Raw genomic sequence first — 21,761 nt, 5'->3', positions numbered from 1 at the left:
CATGACCGGGCGCTTCGCACTCATGATCGATCCCGTCGCCGCCGACGAACAGCGCAGCGACTTCTCCGAGACCTTCACGCAGGTGGACGCCGCCGCCCCCGCGCTCAGTGTGGGGGAGCTGAGCACACAGCGCGGTGACGGGGTGTTCGAGTCGATCGGCGTGATCGACGGGCACGCGCAGGAGGTCGTCCCGCACCTGGAACGCCTCGCCCACTCGGCACGGCTGTGCGACCTTCCGGTCCCGAATCTCATGCAATGGCGGCAGGCGGTCGATCAGGCGGCTGCACAGCTCGGAGCGGGCGAGTCCGTCATCAAGCTCATCCTCAGCCGCGGAGTCGAGCACGGGCCCACTCCGACGGCATGGGTGACCGCGGCTCCGGCCTCCGATTTCTCCGCCGTGCGAGAGCATGGTGTGCGCGTCGTGACGCTCGACCGCGGGTACGACCTGGGTGCAGCGGAGCGGGCTCCGTGGCTGCTGCTGGGAGCGAAGACGCTGTCGTACGCCGTGAACATGGCGGCCCTGCGCGAGGCGCACCGGCGTGGTGCGGACGATGCGATCTTCCTCTCGAGCGACGGCTTCGTGCTGGAGGCTCCGACGGCTTCCCTGATCCTCCGCTTCGGCGACCGTTTCGTGACGCCGGCTCCGACGGGTGGCATCCTGCACGGTACGACGCAGCTCAGCGTGTACGAGCACCTCGCCGCCCAGGGTTTCGACGTCGGGTACGACCGCATCCCGGCAACCGACCTTCCGCAGGCGGACGCCGCGTGGCTCGTGTCGAGCGTGCGCCTCGCCGCGGCGATCACCGCCGTCGATGGCGTCTCCCTTCCGGTCGACCGCACGCTCACGGCCGCGCTGAACCGCTACCTGCTCTCGCCGCGCGACTGATCCCACCTCACCCGCCCTCCCACGCACGCCCGCCTCGAGCCCATGCTCCGCTGCGGCTCGCGCACATCGGATCGTGCCTCCGTGAGAGGCCGCATGCACCCAGGCCTCCGCGGTGTCGGGGAGCGCATAGACGCCCTGGCGAGGTCGCAGCGCTTCGCCGGAACGCACCGCACGAACGACCGGACGGCGTGTCAACAGGTGACACGCCGTCGGCGACTCAAGTGATCTGGGTTTTGGCGAAGAAGCAGCAGGGGTGCAGCAGCAGGGATCCAGCGCTCAACCGAAGCGGCCGGAGACGTAGTCCTCGGTGGCCTGCACCGACGGTGTGGTGAAGATCGAGGTCGTGTCGTCGTATTCGATCAGCTTTCCGGGCTTGCCGGTGCCCGCGATGTTGAAGAACGCGGTCTTGTCCGACACGCGGCTCGCCTGCTGCATGTTGTGCGTCACGATCACGATCGTGAACTCGTTCTTCAGCTCGCCGATCAGCTCCTCGATCGCGTACGTCGAGATGGGGTCGAGAGCCGAGCAGGGCTCGTCCATCAGCAGCACCTGCGGCGAGACGGCGATCGCACGGGCGATGCACAGACGCTGCTGCTGACCGCCGGAGAGGCCGGAACCGGGCTTGTCGAGGCGGTCCTTGACCTCGTTCCACAGATTCGCACCGGTGAGTGACTTCTCGACCAGGGCATCCTGATCGCTCTTCGACATGCGGCTGTTGTTGAGCTTCACACCGGCGAGCACGTTCTCCTTGATCGACATCGTGGGGAACGGGTTTGGACGCTGGAAGACCATGCCCACCTGGCGGCGGACGAGCACCGGGTCGATGCCGGGGCCGTAGAGGTCCTTGCCGTCGAGCAGCACCTCGCCCTCGACGCGGGCACCGGGGATGACCTCGTGCATGCGGTTGAGCGTGCGCAGGAAGGTGGACTTGCCGCAGCCGGAGGGGCCGATGAACGCGGTGACGCTGCGCGGCTGGATGTCGAGGGAGACGCCCTCTACGGCGAGGAAGTCGCCGTAGTAGACGTTCAGGTCGTTGACTTCAATGCTCTTGGACACTGCAGTTCCTTGCTTGTCGGGTCGAGGCTCAGCGGCCGGTCTTGGGTGCGAAGATCTTCGCGACGAGGCGCGCGATCAGGTTGAGCAGCATGACGATGATGATGAGCGTCAGGGCAGCGGCCCAGGCCCGCTCCACGTATGCCTCAGCGGGGATGCCCTGGTACGCGTACTGCGAGTACGTGAAAACCGGGAGCGTCTGCATGCGTCCGCTGAACAGGTTGTAGTTCATCGCGTCGGTGAAGCCGGCCGTCAGCAGCAGGGGCGCGGTCTCGCCGATCACGCGCGAGATGGCGAGCATGACACCCGTGGTGATGCCGGCGATCGAGGTCGGGAGGACCACCTTGACGATCGTGAGCCATTTCGGCACCCCGAGCGCGTACGACGCTTCGCGCAGCTCGTTCGGCACCAGTCGCAGCATCTCCTCGGTGGAGCGCACGACCACAGGGATCATGAGCACGGCCAGGGCGACCGAGCCCGCGATGCCCATGCGCACGCCGGGTCCGAAGATCAGCGCGAACACGGCGTAGGCGAACAGGCCGGCGACGATCGACGGGATTCCCGTCATGACATCGACGAGGAAGGTGATGGTGCGGGCCATCCGGCCGCCCTTGCCGTACTCGACGAGGTAGACGGCCGTCATCAGACCGATCGGGATCGAGATGATCGCGGCGGCGAGGGTGACCAGGAGCGTGCCGATGACGGCGTGCAGGGCGCCGCCGCCTTCACCGAGCACTCCCCGCATCGATGACGAGAAGAACAGTCCGTCGAAACGGGCGACGCCGTTGGCGACCACGGTGATCGCGACGGACACCAGCGGCACCATCGCGATGGCGAACGCCGAGGTCACGATTCCGGTGATCAGGCGGTCCAGCGCCTTCCTGGAGCCTTCGATGATGCGCGACATCACGTAGATGAGCACCAGGTAGATGACCGCGCCGAGAACGACGGAGCCGGCGATGTTGAGGTCGGATCCGCTGGCGAGGGCCTCGAGAGCGAAGGGCGTGAAGCCGATGAGGAGGGAGAGGGCGAGGAGCGCCCACGGCGACCAGCGGGGGAGGTGTCCCGAGCTGAGCGACAGCTGGGTGGGGGCCGCGCTCGCCGTGCGAGACGATTCAGGGGCGGTAACGGTCATGTCAGTTCGCTCCCGAGAATTCCTTGCGGCGGTTCACGAACCAGCGTGCGAGAGCGTTCACCGCGAACGTCACGACGAACAGGATCAGACCGGTCGCGATGAGGATGTTGATGTTGACCTGGTACGCCTCGGGGAACGTCAGCGCGATGTTCGCTGCGATCGTGGAGGGGTTCGTGGAGGTGAGCAGTTCGAAGGTGACGGCCTTGCTCACCGAGAGCACCATCGCGACGGCCATGGTCTCGCCGAGCGCACGGCCGAGGCCGAGCATGGAGGCGGAGACGATGCCGGAACGGCCGAAGGGAAGAACGGCCATCCGCACCATCTCCCAGCGGGTGGCGCCGAGGGCGAGGGCGGCCTCCTCGTGAAGGCGAGGGGTCTGCAGGAAGATCTCGCGGCAGATGGCCGTGATGATCGGGACGACCATGACGGCGAGCACCATCGCGGCGGTCAGGATCGTTCGTCCGGTGGGGGAGACGACGCCGTCGAAGAACGGGATCCAGGAGGCGTTCGTGTTCAGCCAGACGTAGATGGGCTGCACAGCGGGAGCCAGGACGAGGATTCCCCAGAGGCCGAACACGACCGAGGGGACGGCGGCCAGCAGGTCGACCACGTAGCCCAGGCCCTGAGCGAGCCGCCGCGGTGCGTAGTGCGTGATGAACAGGGCGACGCCGAGCGAGAGCGGCACGGCGAGCAGGAGGGCCAGGAAGGCGGCCCAGACCGTGCCGAACAGGAGTGGGCCGACGTAGTCCCAGAAGTTCGTCTTGAGGAGCGAGGCATCCTCGGCTGTCGCGGTGAAGGCCGGAATGGACTGCACGATGAGGAAGATCGCGACCGCGGCCAGCGTGATCATGATCATGGATCCGGCGGCGACCGCCGTTCCGGAGAACCAGAGGTCACCGGCGCGCTTCTTCGCGACGATGCGCGTCGACGCCGGCGAGGTCGTGGCTGTCATGGGAGCTGCTTCCTGCTCAGTGGAGATCGGGTGTCTGACGCGAGCAGACGGTCTCCGGGATGCCGCGCGGCATCCCGGAGACCGTCACTGGCTCACTTGATGAGGTCGATCGCAGCCTGAGCCTGCGTGCGCAGGTCGTCCGAGATCGGGGCGCTGCCGGCGTTGGTCGCGGCGGCGTCCTGGCCCTCGGCGCTGATCGCGGTGGTGAAGAACGCCTTGGTCAGCGCGGCGACGTTCTCGTCCTCGTACTCGGCGCAGCCGATGAGGTAGCTGACGAGGAGCACGGGGTACGCGCCGTCGGCGGTGGTGGTGCGGTCGATCGCGAAGGCGAGGTCGCCGTCGGTGCGGCCTTCCTCGATCTTCGAGGCGTCGAGCGTGGCGGCGGCACCTTCGGCCGAGTGCGGCACGAACTTGTCGCCGACCTTGACGTTGACCGACGCGAAGTCGGCGGCCTGCGAGGAGTCGATGTAGCCGATGAGGCCCTGTCCACCCTTGACGGCGTTGGCGACGCCCGAGGTCTTCTCGGCGGACTCTCCGGCGAGGTCGGCCGGCCACTCCTCGACGCTGCCCGCGGTCCACACGTCGCCGGCGGTCTGCGCCAGGTAGTCGGTGAAGTTGCCCGTGGTGCCCGACTTGTCGGAGCGGTGGACGGGCGTGATGGCGAGATCGGGGAGCTTGGCGTCGGGGTTGTCCTTGGCGATCGCCGGGTCGTTCCAGTTGGTGATCTTGCCGGCGAAGATCGACGCGATGGTCTCGGGGTCGAGGTTCAGCTCGTCCACGCCGTCGAGCGAGAAGACGATGGCGATCGGCGAGATGTATGCGGGGATCTCGATGAGGTCGGAGCCGTCGACGCACGCGCCGAAGCCGCCGGCCGAGATCTCGTCGGTCTTGAACGCGCGGTCCGAGCCGGCGAAGTTGACCGCGCCCTGCTGGAAGGACTCGCGGCCACCGCCCGAGCCCTGCGGGTCGTACTCGACCTGGGCGTCGGGGTTGGTCTTCTGGAACTCGGCGGTCCATGCCTGGATGGCGACCTGCTGCGAGGAGGCGCCCGCGCCGACCAGGGAACCGCTGACGGCGGCGGTGCTGGAGGTGGGCTCGTCGGTGGAACCGGTGCCTGCTTCGTTCGCGGCACAGCCGGCGAGTGCGAGGGCGGCGACGGCGCCGATGGCGCCGATTCGTGCGATTCGGGAGATCTTCACTGTGGATCCTTCGATCTGGAATGGGTGGGGCCCGGTGCAGGGCACACAGTGACGCTATGGGCGACGGTTAACGAGACTCTCCCGAGCAGGTGAACGGCAGGTGAACGACGGGCGACTCTCTGGGGTGCTCCCGCGAGAAATCAGGGGACGTCAGACCTTGGGGATGTGCGTCTCGATCGCGATGATCCCGGATCCGGGGTTCGTGGCCGACAGATGCACGACCGAGAACGCGGCCGGCTCGAGGTCTGCGGCACTGCTGAGATACGACCCCTGGATGGTGCCTGTGGCCAGGGCGATCTCGGAGAGCAGGCCCGGAAGCACCGGCCCGTGGCTGCACAGCACTGCAGGCTTGCCGGCGCGGATGCGGCGACCGATGACCGCGCGCAGATCGGACTCGCCGTCCTCCCAAGCGTCCTGGCTGATCTTCTCCGTCTTCACGGGCTTGCGATCGAGTGCGCGAGCGAGAGGAGTGATCGTCTCCACGCACCGCACCGCGTCGCTCGTCACGATCCTGCGCACGCCGAAAGCGCGCAGCGGTCCCACGATCGACTTCGCCTGCTTCCGTCCGCGGTCGGTGAGTGGCCGTGAGGCATCCGACCCGTCCCACTCCGAGCGGGGCGTCGCCTTCGCATGCCGCAGGGCGATCACCGGGAAGGTGCGCAGCACACCGTCGTCGACGAGGTTGGAGAAGAAGTCGAGGATCTCGAGGTCGACGGGGTAGCTCAGGCGCGCTCTCGCCTTCTTCACGCTCACCCACTCGAGCGCAGCGATCTCCCGGTTGGGAACGAACGTCGACTCCCGGATCGCGGCGTCGGTCGCCTCTGCGGCCCAGTAGTGCACGACCTTCTGCTTCTGCGACGCCAGGTGATATCGGCTCACACCGACCGAGACTCCGAGCGAGACCCGGATGCCGGTCTCCTCCTGCACCTCGCGCACGGCTGTCTCGGCGAGCATCTCCCCAGGATCGACCTTGCCCTTGGGAAGCGTGATGTCGCGGTACTTGGTGCGGTGGATCAGCAGGATGCGCAGCTTGCCCTCGACGAGGCGCCACACCACGGCTCCCGCCGCGTACACGGCCTTGTCCGTCCACTTCGAGTTCGTCGTGGTGCCGACCGGGAGCTGTAGCTGCCGCGTGTTCATCGGACCGCCCGCGCGCGACGACGCCGCTGGATCAACCCCATGGTCTTGTCCTGCAGGTCGATCAGGGGCTTGCCCTCCGCGTCGACGGCGTGGCGCTCCCAGACCCCTCCTGCACCGAGATGCCACGAGGTCGTGCCGGCATCCATCGCCAGGTCGAAGAACGTTCCGAGCTCTTTGAGGTGGGCGGGGTCGGTGACGCGCACCAGGGCCTCCACCCGGCGGTCGAGGTTGCGGTGCATCATGTCGGCACTGCCGATGTACACCTGAGGATCGCCGCCGTTCTCGAAGGCGAAGATGCGCGAGTGCTCCAGGTATCGACCGAGGATGCTGCGCACCGTGATGTTGTCGCTGATCCCGTCGAGGTCGGTGCGGAGACTGCAGATACCGCGCACCCAGACGTCGACCTTCACACCCGCCGCGCTCGCACGGTAGAGCGCGTCGATGATCTCCTCGTCCACCATCGAGTTCACCTTGATGCGGATGTGCGCGGGAATTCCCGCCTCGGCGTTCTTCAGCTCGGCATCGATCTGGCGGACCAGGCCCTTGCGCAGGTGCAGGGGGGCGACCAGGAGGCGCTTGAACTTCTTCTCGATCGCGTAGCCGCTGAGCTCGTTGAAGAGTCGTGTCAGGTCCTTGCCGACCTGCGCGTCGGCGGTGAACAACCCGAAGTCCTCGTAGATACGGCTGGTCTTCGGGTTGTAGTTTCCGGTGCCGACATGGGAGTAGTGCTGCAGCTTGCCGTCTTCCTCGCGGATGACGAGCGCGAGTTTGCAGTGGGTCTTGAGCCCGACGAGGCCGTAGACCACGTGCACGCCGGCCTTCTCGAGCTTGCGCGCCCAGACGATGTTGTTCGCCTCGTCGAAGCGGGCCTTCACCTCGACGAGGGCCAGCACCTGCTTGCCCGCCTCCGCCGCGTCGATGAGCGCCTGCACGATGGGGCTGTCGCCGGAGGTGCGGTAGAGGGTCTGCTTGATGGCGAGCACGTGCGGGTCACGGGCCGCCTGCTCGAGGAACGCCTGCACGCTCGTGGTGAACGACTCGTACGGGTGGTGCACCAGCACGTCCGACTTGCGGATCGCCTTGAAGATGTCCGCCCGGTTGCTCGATCCCGCGGGCTGGAAGGCCACGGCGGTGGTCGGCAGGTGCGGCGGATACCGCAGGTCGGGGCGATCGATGCGGGACAGGTCGAACAGACCGCGCAGGTCGAGCGGCCCGGGAAGCCGGTAGACCTCGAGGTCGGTGATGTCGAGTTCGCGGACCAGCAGGTCCATCGTGACATCATCCATGTCGTCGGTGATCTCGAGACGGATCGGCGGACCGAAACGTCGACGCAGCAGCTCGGCCTCGAGTGCCTGGATGAGGTTCTCGCTCTCGTCCTCCTCGATCTCCACGTCCTCGTTGCGCGTCAGACGGAACGCGTGGTGGTCGAGCACCTCCATGCCGGGGAACAGATCGCCCAGATGATTGGCGATGAGCTCCTCCAAGCGCAGGAAGCGCTTGATCTCGCCGCCTCCCGGAACCTCGACGAAGCGCGGGAGCATGGGCGGCACCTTGAGCCGAGCGAACTCCTGCCGTCCGGTGCGGGCGTTGCGGATGCGGATCGCGAGGTTCAGCGACAGCCCCGAGATGTAGGGGAACGGATGCGCCGGATCCACGGCGAGCGGCATCAGCACAGGGAAGACCTGGGCTCCGAAGTACTCCGACAGCGCCGAGCGCTCGCCGTCCGTGAGCTCGGACCACTCGGTGATCTCCACGCCGGATTCGGCCAGAGCCGGACGCACGAGCGAGGTCCAGGCATCCGCGTGCCGCAGCTGCAGGGCATGCGCCTCGCGCGAGATGTCGGCGAGCGCGTCGACGGGGGAGCGGCCGATGTTCGTGGGCACCGCGAGGCCGGTCATGATGCGGCGCTTGAGGCCCGCGACGCGCACCATGAAGAACTCGTCGAGGTTGCTCGCGAAGATCGCCAGGAAGTTGGCACGTTCGAGTTCGGGAAGCGAGGGATCCTCGGCGAGCTCGAGCACGCGCTGGTTGAAGGCGAGCCAGCTGAGCTCGCGATCCAGGTAGCGGTGGTCCGGGAGCTGGGAGTCGTAGGACTCGATGGCGTCGAAGTCGTCGTCTTCGGCGTCACCCAGCCCGGCGTCGGCGAGTGCGGGATCGATCATGGGGTACATCTAAGCACCGAGAGGTGACGCCCGTGTGAACGGAGTCGATCGTCAGCCCGCGCTGGCGAGGCCCTCATCCTCGTTGACGTTGAAGCGGTAGCCGACGTTGCGCACGGTGCCGATGATCTGCTCCTGGTCGCCGAGCTTCGCCCTGAGCCGTCGCACATGCACGTCGACCGTGCGGGTGCCCCCGAAATAGTCGTACCCCCAGACCTCGCTGAGCAACTGCTCGCGGGTGAACACGCGAGCGGGGTGCGTCGCCAGGAAGTGCAGAAGCTGGAACTCCTTGTAGGTGAGATCCAGAGGCCTGCCGCGCAGTTTGGCGGAGTAGGACTGCTCATCGATCGTGACGCCGGATGCCTGCACGCGCGCGGGCTCGGCGACCTCGTCGCGTCGGGCGAGGGCGAGACGGAGTCGGGCGTCGATCTCCGCGGGCCCCGCCGTGGAGAGCAGGACATCGTCGATGCCCCAGTCTCCCGACAGCGCGCTCATCCCGCCTTCCGTGACGACGAGGAGCAGCGGCGCATCCTGCCCGGCGGTTCGCAGCAGGCGGCACAGCGACTTCGCGGCGACCAGGTCGTGACGGCCATCGACGATCACGACGTCGTACTCGGGGGCGTTGACCAGTTGCGAGGGCTCTGCGGGTATCTGGCGCGCGCGGTGGCTCAGCAGCTCGAGCGCGGGGAGCACCTGCTCGGAGAGCGGAGCGTTGGTCAGAACCAGCACCTGGGCCACGCGCACTCCTCACAGACGCGGATCGACGTCGTGCCGCCATGATACCGGGAGCGATGCGCAACAATGGAGACATGACGGATCCCGCACTCGCACCGCGCAACGCGTTCGTCGGTGTGCTCGTCGTCTGGGCCACCGCGTTCCTCGCCACCGTCGCCATCGGCATCTTCGTGCCGGAGGAATGGCGCGTGTCCTGGCTGCTGGTCGGGTTCGGCGGCGTCGTGCTCCTGTCCTTCGCCGTGCAGCTCTGGTACGGGCGTACGCAGGGTTTCATCTTCCGGGTGGCGGGGAGCGTGATCGGCGGTCTGCTGCTGATGGGCATCATCTCGGTCGGATTCGGTCTCGCGGCACTGATCCCGTCCTGACACCGGCGCGGCGCGGTAAGGTGGAGCACATGGACCTCATGGCGCTCGAAATCTTCTTCATCGGCCTGCTGGGCCTCGCGAGCCTCGCTATCGTCTTCGTCTCGGCAGTGGTGCTGCGCAACCTCTTCCGCGGCCAGCGCTGACGCGACGATGCTCGAACTGCCCGTCGACCTTCCGGCCGATCTCGTCCCGTTCGCGTGGCTGATCGGCGTCTGGGAGGGAACAGGTGTCATCGACTACCCGGTGGGCGAAGATCGCCTGCAGGGCGAGTTCACGCACCGGGTCAGCTTCAGCCATGACGGGGGTCCGTTCCTGAACTACTCCGGCACGGCCACCTTCCTCACGGAAGAGGGCACCCCCGCGGCGGCGTTGCTGGCCGAGACAGGCTTCTGGCGTCTGGCGCGCCCGGCCACGGCCGCGGATCCCGGTCCCGCGCTGCTGCCTCCGACCGCGCCCGCCGTCGCACGCACGGTCGACGACGTGGAGGAGCTGCGCGCGCCGAGCGGCGGATTCCCCATCGAGGTCTCGCTCGCGCACGCCGACGGCGCCCTCGAGCTGTACATCGGCGAGATCAACGGTCCGCGCATCGACATCGGCTCGGACGCCGTCGTGCGCAGTGCCGGTGCGAAGGTGCACACGGCGTCTTCGCGCATGTACGGCCTCGTCGACGGTCACCTGCTGTGGGCCTGGGACATCGCCGCCCTCGGCACCCCGCTGCGCTCCCATGCGTCGGCTCGACTGGCCAAGGTCTGAGATGTCCGTCTTCGGCGGGATCGACGGTGCCGTCGCCGACGGCGATCTGATCGCGCACTTCGGCGATGCGTTCCGTGAGCAGCGGCGTCTCGCCGACGGCGCGGCCCTCGCGCCCCTCGGCGACCGCACCGTGATCGAGGTCGCGGGTCCCGAACGGCTGAGCTGGCTCGATTCGATCACCTCGCAGGCCGTCGGACGGCTCGCCCCCGGAGAAAGCACCGAGCTTCTGGTTCTCGACCCGCAGGGCCGGGTGGAACACGCGGCCGGCGTCATCGACGACGGTGCATCCACATGGCTCATCGCGGATGCGGGAGACGCCGAGGCGCTCGCCGGCTGGCTGACGCGCATGAAGTTCCGCACCCAGGCCACCGTCGACATCCGCGCCGACCTCGTGCCGGTCGGGTTCATCGACGGCGGTGTCGTCGCTGCGGCGGCCACCGCCGCCGCAGCCTCGCCGCACGGCATCGCTCTCGTCTGGGCCGACCCGTGGCAGCGGATCAGCGTCGGCGGACACCAGTACTCCGAGGTCATCGAGCATCCGGCGGCCGACTATGCGTGGCGGGTGGCGATCCTGTCCGCGGACGGGGCTGAGGCCCTCGCCGCGTCCCTCGATCGGGAGGCGCTCGCCGGTCTCCTCGCCGCCGAGGCACTGCGCGTGGCTGCCTGGCGCCCGCGCTGGACGACAGAGGTCGACGAGCGTTCGCTGCCGCACGAGTCCGACTGGATCCGCAGCGCGGTGCACCTGAACAAGGGCTGCTACCGCGGACAGGAGACGGTCGCGAAGGTGCACAATCTCGGTCACCCGCCCCGCCGTCTGGCCGCCCTCCACCTCGATGGCAGCGATGCGGTGCTTCCCGAGCCGGGCGCGCCGGTGTACGCCGGCGACGACGAGGTCGGGCACCTGACCTCGGTCGCGCGTCACCACGAAGACGGTCCCATCGCTCTCGCGATCCTGTCGCGGCGCGCGCCGGTCGGGGATCTGGTGGTGCGTGCGGACGGCATCGACATCGCCGCCTCGCAGCAGGTGATCGTGCCGGCTGACGCGGGGGCCACCGCAGATATCCCGCGCCTCACCCGTCTGTCTCGCCGACCCACGGCACCGGACCCGCGCGATTCCGTCTCCGGCGCCGGAAGCTGAACTCAGGCGGGGAGCGGGGCGACCGCGGACCAGGGCAGTGTGAGCTCGCCCAGGCGCCACCGAGTGCGTCCGCCGAGCACCGGCCATCCCTGGTCCCGGAGTGCGCCCACGGCGGCGAGGAAGCGCTGCGTGGCGCCGAACGTCGAAAGCGGAGCCGCGCGGTCCCACTCCCGATCGAGATCGACGAGCAGGGAATGGATGCGCTCGCCCGGGACGTTGCGGTGGATCAGCGCCTTCGGCAGACGCTCGGCGACGATGCTCGGGCGCTCCAGATCGGCGAGACGCAGGGAGATCGTGAAGCGCAGCGGCGCAGCGTGCGCATCCACGTCGATCCAGCTCGACACCCGGCCGATCTCGTCACAGGTCCCCTCGAACAGCAGGCCGCCAGGGGCCAGGCGGGAAGCCATCAGGGACCAGGCATCCGCGACGTCCTGCTCGTCGTACTGCCGCAGCACGTTCATGGCGCGGATCACCGCGGCCGTGCGTCCCTCGGGGAGCGGAACCTCGAAGCCGCCGCGCGCGAAGGAGACGGGCAGATCGGGAGCGAACGGCGTTCGCCCCGCACGCACCTCGGCGAGCTGGGAGTCGGCGGTCGCGACGCGCGCGGGGTCGATCTCCAGGCCGCGCACCTCGACGTCGTCGCGCGCCCGGACCAGGCGGGTCGCGAGCTCGAAGGCGGTGACGCCGCTGGCGCCGTAGCCGAGGTCGACGACCAGCGGATCGGATGCCCGCCGCAACGCGGCGCTCGCCGCGATCCAGCGATCGTTGCGTCGCAGTCGGTTGGTCCCCGTGGTGCCGCGGGTCGGCCGACCGAGGGGAGATGACGCCATGTCTCCATCCTCCCAGCATCCGAATCGGGTGCCGTGCCCCGGGCGGATAAACTGACGGCATGACTGCGACGCGCACCCTCATCCTGCTCCGCCACGGCCGGAGCGAGTGGAACGAACTGAACCTGTTCACCGGTTGGGTGGACGTCCGCCTCAACGCGCAGGGCGAGAAGGAGGCCCGCCGCGGTGGTGAGCTGCTGGCCGAGTCCGGCATCCTCCCCGACGTACTGCACACCTCGCTGCTGAGCCGCGCCATCCAGACCGCGAACATCGCGCTCGATGCCGCCGACCGGCTGTGGATCCCGGTGACCCGCTCGTGGCGCCTCAACGAGCGCCACTACGGTGCGCTCCAGGGCAAGGACAAGGCGCAGACGCTCGAGGAGTTCGGTCCCGAGCAGTTCCAGCTGTGGCGCCGCTCGTTCGACGTGCCGCCGCCCGTGCTCGACGACGAGAGCGAGTTCAGCCAGGTGAACGACGTCCGCTACGCGGGGATCGATGGCGAAGTGCCGCGCACCGAGTCGCTCAAGCTCGTCATCGACCGTCTGCTGCCGTACTGGGAGAGCGCGATCGTCCCCGACCTCGAAGCCGGCAAGACCGTGCTCGTCACAGCGCACGGCAACTCGCTGCGTGGTCTCGTGAAGCACCTCGAGGGCATCAGCGACGACGACATCGCCGAGCTGAACATCCCGACCGGCATCCCGCTGGTCTACGAGCTGGACGAGAACAACGTCCCCACCGGACCCGGCCGTTACCTCGACCCCGAGGCCGCCGCCGCCGGCGCCGCCGCCGTCGCGGCGCAGGGCAAGAAGTAAGAGCTTCCGCTCGGAACGCCGAAGCCCCCGATGCGCACGCATCGGGGGCTTCGGCGTTTCTCGATGTGCGGGTCAGGCGTGGCCGAACTCCTGCTGGCCCAGCTCCTGCTGCTCGACGGCGAGGGGGATGTCCTCCTCCTCGACGGCCCAATCGCCCGTGGCGAGGTAGACGACCTTCTTCGCGACGGCCACCGCGTGGTCCGCGAAGCGCTCGTGGTAGCGGCTGGCGAGCGTGGCATCGACGGTCGCCGTGGCCTCGCCCTTCCAGTTGTCGCTGAGAACCTTCTCGAAGACGGTGGCGTGCAGCTCGTCGACGTCGTCGTCCGCGTTGCGGATGGCGTCGGCGAAGCGCAGGTCCTGGGTGCGCAGCAGCTCGGAGAGCGTGCGGGCGACCTCGACGTCGAGCTCGCCCATCTTCACGAAGGTGCCCTTGAGGCCCTTCGGGATGGCGCGCTCGGGGAAGCGGAGACGGGCGAGCTGGGCGATGTGCTCCGACATGTCGCCCATGCGCTCGAGCGAGGCGCTCACGCGCAGAGCCGTGACCACGATGCGCAGGTCGCGGGCGACCGGCTGCTGGCGGGCGAGGATCTCGATGGCCTGCTCGTCGAGGGCGACGGCCAGCTCGTCGATCTTCGCGTCGTCGGCGATGACCTCCTCGGCCAGGGCCACGTCGCTCGTCGCGAACGCCCTGGTGGCCTTGTCGATCGAGACCGTGACGAGGTCGGCGATCTCGACGAGACGATTCTGAAGGTCCTCGAGGGACTGGTGGAAGACTTCGCGCATGTTGGGGCGCAACCTTTCATTCGGATCTCGGCTGTGTCAGCGCGAGACGGCGGGTCGTCCGCACGAGAGCAGGTCTGTGCTCCCGCACAAGCCCGAAGCGATTGTCTGCTTCGAAGGTTAACGAACGGTGCCCAGCACGTGAATAGTACTTCTCCTGTTCCCGCCAGGGCGCGGAAACCCGCCGGACGGACGGTGAACGCACTCTACGCTTGTGTCATGACCTTGCCGCAGCTCGCGCTGTCTTCGCTCGCCATCGGGCTGGTGATCGGCGTCGGCCTCTCCCTCCTCGTGGTGTGGGCATACCGTGCACGGGCGCGGGTGCAGGAGGAGACGTCGCTGGCGATCCCGGCCGGCATCACCGACGTCCTGCACAGCATGGACGATGCCGCGGCGATCGTCGACACCTCCGGCCTCGTGCTGGCTTCCTCGCAGGCCGCGACGCGTTTCGGCATCGAGGTCGGCTCGACGCTCGACCACCCGGAGCTCCGCCAACTGGTGCGCGGCGTCCGGGAAGCGGGCGGCTCCGTCACCGAGTCGATGCGCATCACACGTGGGGGACTGAGTCTCGACCCCCGTCTGGTCTCGGCCCGTGCCAGCGTGATCGGCACCCGCCTGGTGCTGCTGATCATCCGCGACGTCACCGAGCAGGAACGACTCGACCAGATGCGCCGCGACTTCGTGGCGAACACCAGTCACGAGCTGAAGACCCCCGTGGGCGCCGTGAGCCTTCTCGCCGAGGCCATCGAGTCGGCGGCCGACGATCCCGCGCAGGTGCGCATCTTCGCCGCACGCATCTCCGCCGAGGCCGGAAGACTCGGGCAGCTCACCGGGCGCATCATGAGCCTGTCCCGGCTGCAGGCCGAGGACGGCCTGACGAAGGTCGGTCCCGTCGCGATCGACGAGGTGATCGCCTCCTCGATCGAGGCCCATGTCGTGCAGGCGGATTCCGCCGGCGTCGAGCTCGCCAGAGGCGGGGACCGCGGCGTGTTCGTGCGCGGCGACGCGCAGATCCTGATCGAGGCGGTCGGCAACCTGATCGCCAACGCGATCGTGTACTCGCCCCGCGGCTCCCGCGTCGGAGTCGGCGTGCGGGCGGAGGCGGGCGTGGTCGAGATCGCCGTGTCCGACCAGGGCATCGGTATCGCCGAAGCCGATCGCGAGCGCATCTTCGAACGGTTCTACCGTGCGGATGAAGCCCGCTCCCGGCGCACCGGGGGTACCGGTCTCGGGCTCTCCATCGTCAAGCACGCGACGCAGCGGCACGGCGGAGAGGTGCGGCTGTGGTCCCGTCCGGGCCGGGGCTCCACGTTCACGATCCGTCTTCCCCGGATCGAGGCCCCCGACAACCTCGACGCGGGCAAGAAGAGCAAGAAGAAGCGTGCGCGCAAGGCGGCCAAGGCCGCGTCGTCCGCGCGCGTTCGAAACGGAGAGAGAGCATGACCCGAATCCTTCTCGTCGAAGACGAGCCCGACCTCGCCGACCCGCTCGCGTACCTGCTCCGGCGTGAGGGTTACGAGGTGGAGATCGCCGAGGACGGCCCCGGCGCTCTCGCGGCTTTCCGGGAGCGCGGTGCCGACATCGTGCTGCTCGACCTCATGCTTCCGGGGATGCCGGGCACCGAGGTGTGCCGACAGATCCGGTCCACCTCGGCCGTGCCCATCATCATGCTCACAGCGAAGGACTCCGAGGTGGACATCGTCGTGGGCCTCGAGCTCGGCGCCGACGACTACATCACGAAGCCCTACTCGTCCCGCGAGCTGCTCGCACGCATGCGTGCCGTGCTGCGTCGGGTCGTGCAGGCCGAGGGTGAGCTCGACGAGCGCGTGCTCGACGGCGGGCGGGTCTCGCTCGACATCGACCGGCACACCGTCTCCGTCGCCGGCGCGCAGATCAACATGCCGCTGAAGGAGTTCGAGCTGCTCGAGGTCCTGATGCGCAACTCCGGACGCGTCCTGACCCGCGGACAGCTCATCGACCGGGTCTGGGGGAGTGACTACTTCGGCGACACCAAGACCCTCGACGTGCACATCAAGCGCATCCGCTCGCGCATCGAGGAGAACCCGAGCGAGCCGGTCATGCTCGTCACCGTGCGAGGTCTGGGGTATCGCTTCGAAGGCTGATCCTCAGGCGGAACGGAGAAGAGGCCGGCACCCTGCGGGGGTGCCGGCCTCTTCTCGATGCGGTGACGCGTCAGTTCGCGGGCGCCGGAGCTGCCGTGTCGGTCGGCAGGGGTGTCGGGCGAGGGGTCGACTCCTTCTCGGAGGGGACCAGGTCTGCGTAGTACGGGAGAGTGCCGTCGAGTACGGGCACCTCGGTCTTGACGCCGGTGGAGTCTCCGGACTGGAAGTGCATCTCCACCGTGGCGCCGGGCTTGGTGTCGAGGCCGACGATGCGCAGCGGCTCCTCATCCGCGCCCAGGCTCACCGTGCCCCCTGCGGGGACGGTGACGACGAGCGGATCCAGGCCCTCGACGGTGATCGTCAGGGTCGCCTTCTCCTCGGAGGGGTTCACGATGGCGGCGACGAAGTTTCCGGTCGACCCGTCTTCGGTGGCAACCACGAGGGCGTTGCGCACGTCGATCGGGCCGTCGGCGTCGGACACGTTCACTCCGTCGGACGCGGCGTACTCGGTCTTGGTGGACTGCGGGGTGATGAACGTGCACCCGGTCGCACCGAGCAGAACGAGGGCGCTGAGGGCTGCAGACGCAACAAGGCGCGATTTCACGGGTCCTCCTGAGGTCCGGCGGGGATATCCGCATCCATTCTATGCGTAAGTCGTGAGGGCTCCTGCGGCACCGGAGGCGCGAACCTTAGCGCATGACCCCTGTGGTATCCTTGAGGTTGCCGAAAGGACACGTTTTTATGCTTTTTGAGGTTGGCGAGACCGTCGTCTATCCCCACCATGGCGCTGCGACCATCATCGAGGTCAAAGAGCGCATCATCAAGGGTGAGGCGAAGAAATACCTGAAGCTCAACGTCACCCAGGGCGATCTCATCATTGAGGTCCCCGCGGAGAATGTCGACCTGGTCGGCGTTCGTGACGTCATCGGCAAGGAAGGCCTCGATCATGTTTTCGAGGTGCTGCGAGCACCCTTCACAGAAGAGCCCACGAACTGGTCGCGTCGGTACAAGGCGAACCTCGAGAAGCTCGCCTCCGGCGATGTGATCAAGGTGAGCGAAGTCGTTCGCGACCTGTGGCGTCGTGACCAGGACCGCGGACTCTCCGCGGGTGAGAAGCGGATGCTGGCGAAGGCTCGTCAGATCCTCATCTCCGAGCTGGCGCTCGCCGAGAAGACCGACGAGGACAAGGCGGGCGCACTGCTCGACGAGGTCCTCGCGTCCTGAGCTGTTCCACGACGAAAGGCGGGTGCTTCGGCATCCGCCTTTCGTCGTCTTCGCCGGTAACGTGATGCTGTGACCATCCTCCCCGTCCCGCGTACCGCGATCATCGTCGTCGCCGCCGGCTCAGGCACGCGTCTGGGCGCACGCGCCCCGAAGGCCTTCGTCGGTATCGATGCCCGTCCCATCCTTCGCCATGCGCTCGACGGCGTCTTCGCCGCGGCCCCGGCCCAGGTCATCGTGGTCGCCCCGGAAGGGTGGGAGGGCGACGCCGAGACAGAGCTTCGAGAGGCCGCCGGCGAACGGGCCGACCTCGGGCGTGTGGTCGTGGGCGGTGCGACCAGACAGCAGTCGGTCGCGGCGGGTCTCGCCGCGCTCTGGGGTGACGTCGAGACGGTGCTGGTGCACGATGCGGCGCGCGCTCTCACCCCTCCGACGCAGATCGATGCGGTCGCCGCGTCGGTGACGGCAGATGTCGGCGTGATCCCGGCGCTGCCCGTCGTCGACACCCTCAAGAAGGTCGTGGACGGTGTCGTCGTCGCCGCCGTCGACCGTTCCGAACTCGCCGCGGCGCAGACGCCGCAGGGGTTCCCGAGGACGCTGCTCGAGTCCGCGTACGCCGCGGCACGCGACGGTGGCACCGAGTACACCGACGATGCGGCGCTGTTCGCTGCGGCGGGTCATCCCGTGCGCTACATCGGGGGCTCCGAGCGGGCTTTCAAGATCACCACGCCGGCCGACCTCGAGCGTGCCCGGCATCTGCTCGGCACGAGAGCCGCAGCATCCGGCATCCCCCGCGTGGGCATCGGGACGGATGTCCACGCTTTCGGCGGCGAAGGGAACCTGTGGCTCGCCGGGCTCGAATGGGAGGGGGAGCAGCCGCTGTCCGGTCATTCGGACGGAGACGCCGTCGCTCACGCGATGGTCGACGCGCTCCTCGGGGCCGCGGGTCTCGGCGACATCGGGGAGCACTTCGGCACCTCGCACCCCGAGTACGCCGGCGCGCACGCCGACGTCTTCCTCGCCCGCACCCGCGAGCTCCTCGCTGGAGCCGGATTCGACATCGGCAACGTCTCGGTGCAGTTCCAGGGCAATCGGCCGCGTTTCAGCCCTCGACGGGCAGAGGCCGAGGGCGTTCTGTCCGCTGTCCTCGGCGCCCCGGTGACGGTGACCGCGACGACGACGGACGGGCTCGGATTCCCCGGGCGGGGCGAGGGCATCGCGGTGACGGCCATCGCGTCGGTGATCCCCACCGGTCCCAGAGAAGGCTGACGATCAGGGGAGGAGGCCTCCCGGTCGGTCGCCGAACGTCATATCGGACGGCGAATAACGCTGCGGGGGCTGGCGCTCAGCGGTCGCCGAGTAGGCTTGAGCGGTGACAGTCCGCCTCTACGACACCCGCGCGCAGCAGCTGCGCGACTTCGTGCCTCTCGATCCCGAGAACATCACGATGTACGTGTGTGGACCCACGGTGCAGTCGGGGCCCCACATCGGGCACGTCCGGGCCGCTCTGAGCTTCGATCTGCTGCGCCGCTGGCTGGAGTACCGCCACGGTCGGGTCACGTTCGTGCGCAACGTCACCGACATCGACGACAAGGTGCTCGCCAACGCGACGGACTCCGAGCCGTGGTGGGCATTGGCGTACCGGATGGAGCAGGAGTTCACCGCGGCGTATGCGGGTGTCGGCATCCTGCCGCCGACCTACGAGCCTCGGGCCACGGCGTCCGTGCCGCAGATGCAGGAACTCATCGCGGTGCTGATCGAACGCGGCCACGCCTACCCGGCGCCCGACAGCTCCGGCGACGTGTACTTCGACGTGCGCTCCTGGGCGGAGTACGGATCGCTCACCCATCAGTCCCTCGACGCCATGGAGGCCGCAGAGGATGCGGACCCTCGGGGCAAGCGCAACCCGCAGGACTTCGCGCTCTGGAAGGGCAGCAAGCCCGAAGAGCCGGCCGATGCGACCTGGGCGTCGCCGTGGGGATCCGGGCGGCCCGGATGGCACATCGAATGCTCCGCGATGTCGAAGCGCTATCTCGGCGCCGAGTTCGACATCCATGGGGGAGGGCTCGACCTGCGCTTCCCGCACCACGAGAACGAGCTCGCGCAGTCGACGGCAGCAGGTGACGGCTTCGCGCGCTACTGGGTGCACAACGGGCTCGTGACCGTCGACGGCCAGAAGATGTCGAAGTCGTTGGGGAACTTCACGTTGGCGGCCGATGTGCTGGCCGCGCACGATCCACTGGTGGTGCGGTACGCACTCGCCGCCGCCCACTACCGGTCGAGCCTCGACCTCGGCGACTCGTCGTGGGCCGAGGCCGAGGCGGCTCTCAACCGGATCGGCACGTTCCAGCAACGTGCCGCACGTGTTGCCGGAGGGGGCATCGGGTTCCTCCTGTCGCAGAGCCTCCCCGCCGCGTTCGCAGAGGCGATGGATGATGACCTCGGCGTGCCCCAGGCGCTCGCGGTGCTGCACGAGACGGTGCGTGCGGGAAACGCAGCGCTGGACGCGGGGGAGGACACCGCCGCGCTCGACGCGCTGCGTGCCGTGCTGGCGATGACTTCCGTCCTCGGCCTCACACGGACAACCGGGGCGAAGGCCGACGCCTCGCAATCCGCTCTGGACGCCCTCGTCCAGACGATGATCACCCAGCGCGCTCAGGCACGCGCTGACAAGGACTGGGCGGCGGCGGATCGCATCCGAGATGCGATCGCCGCCGCAGGAATCACGCTGGAGGACACTCCGGCCGGAACTCATTGGAGTATCGATGGCTAAGCCAGGGCGCCCCGGCGCGAGCAAGGGAAACAAGAAGGGCCCGACCAAGGGCACCGGCGGACTCGGGCGCAAGGCGCTCGAGGGGCGGGGACCGACGCCGAAGGCAGAGGACCGCGCCTGGCACCCGGCGGGCAAGCGCAAGGCCGCAGCCGAGCGCTACGCGGCCGCCACGGGCGGCAAGGGACGCCCCGGCGGCAGTCGGCCGGGCTCCGGTGGCGGGGGGAACCGTGCGCCGAAGGCCAAGGCGGGCGACGACACCGAGAATGTCACGGGTCGCAACTCGGTCCTCGAGGCACTGCGGGCGAAGATTCCGGCGACGGCGTTCTACATCGCGCAGCGCGTCGAGATGGACGACCGCGTGAAGGAGATGCTCTCGATCGCCACGCATCGGGGCATCCCCGTGATGGAGGTCACGCGTCCGGAGCTCGACCGTATGGCCGGGTTCGACGGCGTGCACCAGGGTGTCGCGATCAAGGTGCCGCCGTACGAGTACGCGCACCCGCAGGATCTGCTCGAGCAGGTCATCGACCGCGGAGAGGTCCCCCTGTTCGTCGCCCTCGACGGCATCACCGACCCCCGCAACCTGGGCGCCATCATCCGTTCCACCGCGGCGTTCGGCGGGCAGGGCGTCATCCTTCCCCAGCGTCGCTCGGCCGGCGTCAACTCGGCGGCTTGGAAGACCAGCGCCGGAGCCGTCGCCCGAACCCCCGTGGCGCTGGCGACCAACCTCACCACGCAGCTCAAGGAGTTCAAGAAGCAGGGCGTGTTCGTGCTCGGTCTCGACGGTGACGGCGACGTGTCGCTCCCCGAGCTGCAGCTCGCCGATCGTCCCGTCGTGATCGTGGTCGGCTCGGAGGGCAAGGGACTGTCGCGCCTGGTGTCCGAGACCTGTGACCAGATCGTCTCGATTCCGATCTCCGCGGCCACCGAGTCGCTGAACGCCGGTATCGCGACATCCGTCGCCCTGTACCAGGTCGCGTCGCTCCGCGCCGCGAAGAAGAACTAGACGTCCGAGGGAAGGCTGACCATGGCTCGCATCATCGTGATCGGAGGGACCGGGTACGCCGGTCGCCACATCGTCACGGAGGCGGTGAGTCGTGGCCACGCCGTCATCGCGATCTCGCGTTCGGAACCGACCGATCCGGTGGCCGGAGCCGCCTACCTGCAGGGCTCCGCGCTCGACCTGGCGCCCCTCGCGGACGCGTTCGTCGGTGCGGATGCCGTGGTGTCGGCGCTCTCTCCACGCGGCGACATGGAAGACCGTGCGCTCGAGGCGCTGTCGAACGTCGTCGAGCAGATCGCCGGTACGGCGACCCGTCTCGGCGTGGTCGGCGGTGCCGGAGGAAGCCTGGTGGCGCCCGGAGGCCCGCGTCTGTTCGATCAGGACTTCCCCGAGGAGTACAAGCACGAGGCGCAGGTCGGGATCGACTCGCTCGCGCTCCTCGAGGCGACCGACGCGGGACTGGACTGGTTCTTCATCCATCCGGCTGAGGTGTTCGGTCCTTGGGCGGAGGGCGAGCGTACCGGCCGCTATCGCGACGGGGGCGATGTGATCGTCCGCGATGCCGAAGGCAAGTCGTACATCTCCGGGGCCGATTTCGCCGTCGCCGTGGTCGACGAGATCGAGCAGGGCAACCACCACCGCGAGCGTTTCACCGTCGGCTACTGACCCCCACGCTCCGCCCACTCTCTCTCCCCCCCCCCCCCGCC

General features: G+C 68.5%; 22 protein-coding genes. 12 read left to right on the top strand and 10 right to left on the bottom strand.

What is annotated here, in order from left to right; all coding sequences use genetic code 11:
- Window position 1 precedes the first annotated feature (1 nt).
- Complete coding sequence (locus L687_RS27940; protein ID WP_021199105.1) at window positions 2–886, top strand: aminodeoxychorismate lyase; 885 nt, start codon at window positions 2–4, stop codon at window positions 884–886.
- Window positions 887–1,162: 276 nt separating this feature from the next.
- Here L687_RS27940 and pstB read toward each other — a convergent pair whose 3' ends face one another.
- From pstB to L687_RS27905, 7 genes are all read right to left on the bottom strand, one after another.
- Window positions 1,163–1,942: a phosphate ABC transporter ATP-binding protein PstB gene (gene pstB, locus L687_RS27935; RefSeq protein WP_017828973.1), complete on the bottom strand. Its 780-nt coding sequence runs from the start codon at window positions 1,940–1,942 to the stop codon at window positions 1,163–1,165.
- A gap of 28 nt (window positions 1,943–1,970) precedes the next feature.
- The gene (gene pstA / locus L687_RS27930; RefSeq protein ID WP_021199104.1) at window positions 1,971–3,074 is read right to left on the bottom strand and encodes a phosphate ABC transporter permease PstA; all 1,104 of its coding nucleotides are present in this window, start codon (window positions 3,072–3,074) and stop codon (window positions 1,971–1,973) included.
- 1 nt (window position 3,075) lies between these two features.
- Window positions 3,076–4,026, bottom strand: coding sequence for a phosphate ABC transporter permease subunit PstC (gene pstC, locus L687_RS27925; protein ID WP_021199103.1), 951 nt, complete (start codon window positions 4,024–4,026; stop codon window positions 3,076–3,078).
- Between the two features lie 92 nt (window positions 4,027–4,118).
- Window positions 4,119–5,225 carry a phosphate ABC transporter substrate-binding protein PstS gene (pstS, locus tag L687_RS27920; protein ID WP_021199102.1) on the bottom strand — a complete coding sequence of 369 codons (1,107 nt, stop codon included), beginning with the start codon at window positions 5,223–5,225 and terminating at the stop codon, window positions 4,119–4,121.
- Between the two features lie 150 nt (window positions 5,226–5,375).
- Window positions 5,376–6,365 carry an NUDIX hydrolase gene (locus tag L687_RS27915; RefSeq protein ID WP_021199101.1) on the bottom strand — a complete coding sequence of 330 codons (990 nt, stop codon included), beginning with the start codon at window positions 6,363–6,365 and terminating at the stop codon, window positions 5,376–5,378.
- Window positions 6,362–8,527 (bottom strand): RNA degradosome polyphosphate kinase, encoded by a 2,166-nt coding sequence (locus L687_RS27910; RefSeq protein WP_021199100.1) that lies wholly within the window; start codon window positions 8,525–8,527, stop codon window positions 6,362–6,364. The genes L687_RS27915 and L687_RS27910 overlap by 4 nt, the downstream gene beginning before the upstream one ends.
- Before the next feature lie 51 nt (window positions 8,528–8,578).
- On the bottom strand, window positions 8,579–9,262 hold the full coding sequence (locus L687_RS27905; protein WP_021199099.1) for a winged helix-turn-helix transcriptional regulator: 684 nt from the start codon (window positions 9,260–9,262) through the stop codon (window positions 8,579–8,581).
- 71 nt (window positions 9,263–9,333) lie between these two features.
- Between L687_RS27905 and L687_RS27900 the strand changes: the two genes are divergently transcribed.
- From L687_RS27900 to ygfZ, 3 genes are all read left to right on the top strand, one after another.
- On the top strand, window positions 9,334–9,624 hold the full coding sequence (locus tag L687_RS27900) for a hypothetical protein (RefSeq protein WP_021199098.1): 291 nt from the start codon (window positions 9,334–9,336) through the stop codon (window positions 9,622–9,624).
- Window positions 9,625–9,774: 150 nt separating this feature from the next.
- Window positions 9,775–10,377: an FABP family protein gene (locus L687_RS27890; RefSeq protein WP_021199097.1), complete on the top strand. Its 603-nt coding sequence runs from the start codon at window positions 9,775–9,777 to the stop codon at window positions 10,375–10,377.
- Between the two features lies 1 nt (window position 10,378).
- On the top strand, window positions 10,379–11,515 hold the full coding sequence (gene ygfZ, locus L687_RS27885; RefSeq protein ID WP_021199096.1) for a CAF17-like 4Fe-4S cluster assembly/insertion protein YgfZ: 1,137 nt from the start codon (window positions 10,379–10,381) through the stop codon (window positions 11,513–11,515).
- A gap of 2 nt (window positions 11,516–11,517) precedes the next feature.
- Here ygfZ and L687_RS27880 read toward each other — a convergent pair whose 3' ends face one another.
- The gene (locus tag L687_RS27880) at window positions 11,518–12,345 is read right to left on the bottom strand and encodes a class I SAM-dependent methyltransferase (protein WP_021199095.1); all 828 of its coding nucleotides are present in this window, start codon (window positions 12,343–12,345) and stop codon (window positions 11,518–11,520) included.
- Window positions 12,346–12,404: 59 nt separating this feature from the next.
- On the opposite strand from L687_RS27880, the gene L687_RS27875 reads away from it, so the two are divergent.
- Window positions 12,405–13,154: a phosphoglyceromutase gene (locus L687_RS27875; RefSeq protein WP_021199094.1), complete on the top strand. Its 750-nt coding sequence runs from the start codon at window positions 12,405–12,407 to the stop codon at window positions 13,152–13,154.
- A 72-nt stretch (window positions 13,155–13,226) separates the two neighbouring features.
- Here L687_RS27875 and phoU read toward each other — a convergent pair whose 3' ends face one another.
- Complete coding sequence (gene phoU, locus L687_RS27870) at window positions 13,227–13,937, bottom strand: phosphate signaling complex protein PhoU (RefSeq protein WP_021199093.1); 711 nt, start codon at window positions 13,935–13,937, stop codon at window positions 13,227–13,229.
- 216 nt (window positions 13,938–14,153) lie between these two features.
- Here phoU and L687_RS27865 point away from each other — a divergent pair, with 216 nt between their 5' ends.
- Together L687_RS27865 and L687_RS27860 are read left to right on the top strand one after the other, a co-directional pair.
- Window positions 14,154–15,377, top strand: coding sequence for a sensor histidine kinase (locus L687_RS27865; RefSeq protein WP_021199092.1), 1,224 nt, complete (start codon window positions 14,154–14,156; stop codon window positions 15,375–15,377).
- On the top strand, window positions 15,374–16,057 hold the full coding sequence (locus tag L687_RS27860) for a response regulator transcription factor (RefSeq protein WP_021199091.1): 684 nt from the start codon (window positions 15,374–15,376) through the stop codon (window positions 16,055–16,057). The genes L687_RS27865 and L687_RS27860 overlap by 4 nt, the downstream gene beginning before the upstream one ends.
- A gap of 70 nt (window positions 16,058–16,127) precedes the next feature.
- On the opposite strand, the gene L687_RS27855 is transcribed toward L687_RS27860, so the two are convergent.
- Window positions 16,128–16,661: a hypothetical protein gene (locus L687_RS27855; protein WP_021199090.1), complete on the bottom strand. Its 534-nt coding sequence runs from the start codon at window positions 16,659–16,661 to the stop codon at window positions 16,128–16,130.
- 137 nt (window positions 16,662–16,798) lie between these two features.
- On the opposite strand from L687_RS27855, the gene L687_RS27850 reads away from it, so the two are divergent.
- The 5 genes from L687_RS27850 to L687_RS27830 all read left to right on the top strand — a co-directional run bounded on the left by L687_RS27850 (window position 16,799) and on the right by L687_RS27830 (window position 21,720).
- A complete protein-coding gene (locus tag L687_RS27850) occupies window positions 16,799–17,281 on the top strand; it encodes a CarD family transcriptional regulator (RefSeq protein ID WP_017201416.1) in 483 nt (160 codons plus the stop codon).
- 69 nt (window positions 17,282–17,350) lie between these two features.
- Window positions 17,351–18,547: a bifunctional 2-C-methyl-D-erythritol 4-phosphate cytidylyltransferase/2-C-methyl-D-erythritol 2,4-cyclodiphosphate synthase gene (locus L687_RS27845; protein ID WP_021199089.1), complete on the top strand. Its 1,197-nt coding sequence runs from the start codon at window positions 17,351–17,353 to the stop codon at window positions 18,545–18,547.
- 103 nt (window positions 18,548–18,650) lie between these two features.
- Window positions 18,651–20,051, top strand: a complete 1,401-nt coding sequence (cysS, locus tag L687_RS27840; protein ID WP_021199088.1) for a cysteine--tRNA ligase — start codon at window positions 18,651–18,653, stop codon at window positions 20,049–20,051.
- On the top strand, window positions 20,044–21,057 hold the full coding sequence (gene rlmB, locus L687_RS27835) for a 23S rRNA (guanosine(2251)-2'-O)-methyltransferase RlmB (protein WP_021199087.1): 1,014 nt from the start codon (window positions 20,044–20,046) through the stop codon (window positions 21,055–21,057). Before cysS ends, rlmB begins: the two co-directional genes overlap by 8 nt.
- A gap of 21 nt (window positions 21,058–21,078) precedes the next feature.
- Window positions 21,079–21,720, top strand: a complete 642-nt coding sequence (locus L687_RS27830) for an NAD(P)-dependent oxidoreductase (protein WP_021199086.1) — start codon at window positions 21,079–21,081, stop codon at window positions 21,718–21,720.
- Window positions 21,721–21,761 lie beyond the last annotated feature (41 nt).

This window comes from Microbacterium maritypicum MF109, assembly GCF_000455825.1.
GTDB lineage: Bacteria > Actinomycetota > Actinomycetes > Actinomycetales > Microbacteriaceae > Microbacterium > Microbacterium maritypicum_A.
The sequence above is the reverse complement of the archived record's forward strand: the minus strand, read 5'-3'. Positions and strand labels throughout refer to the sequence as shown.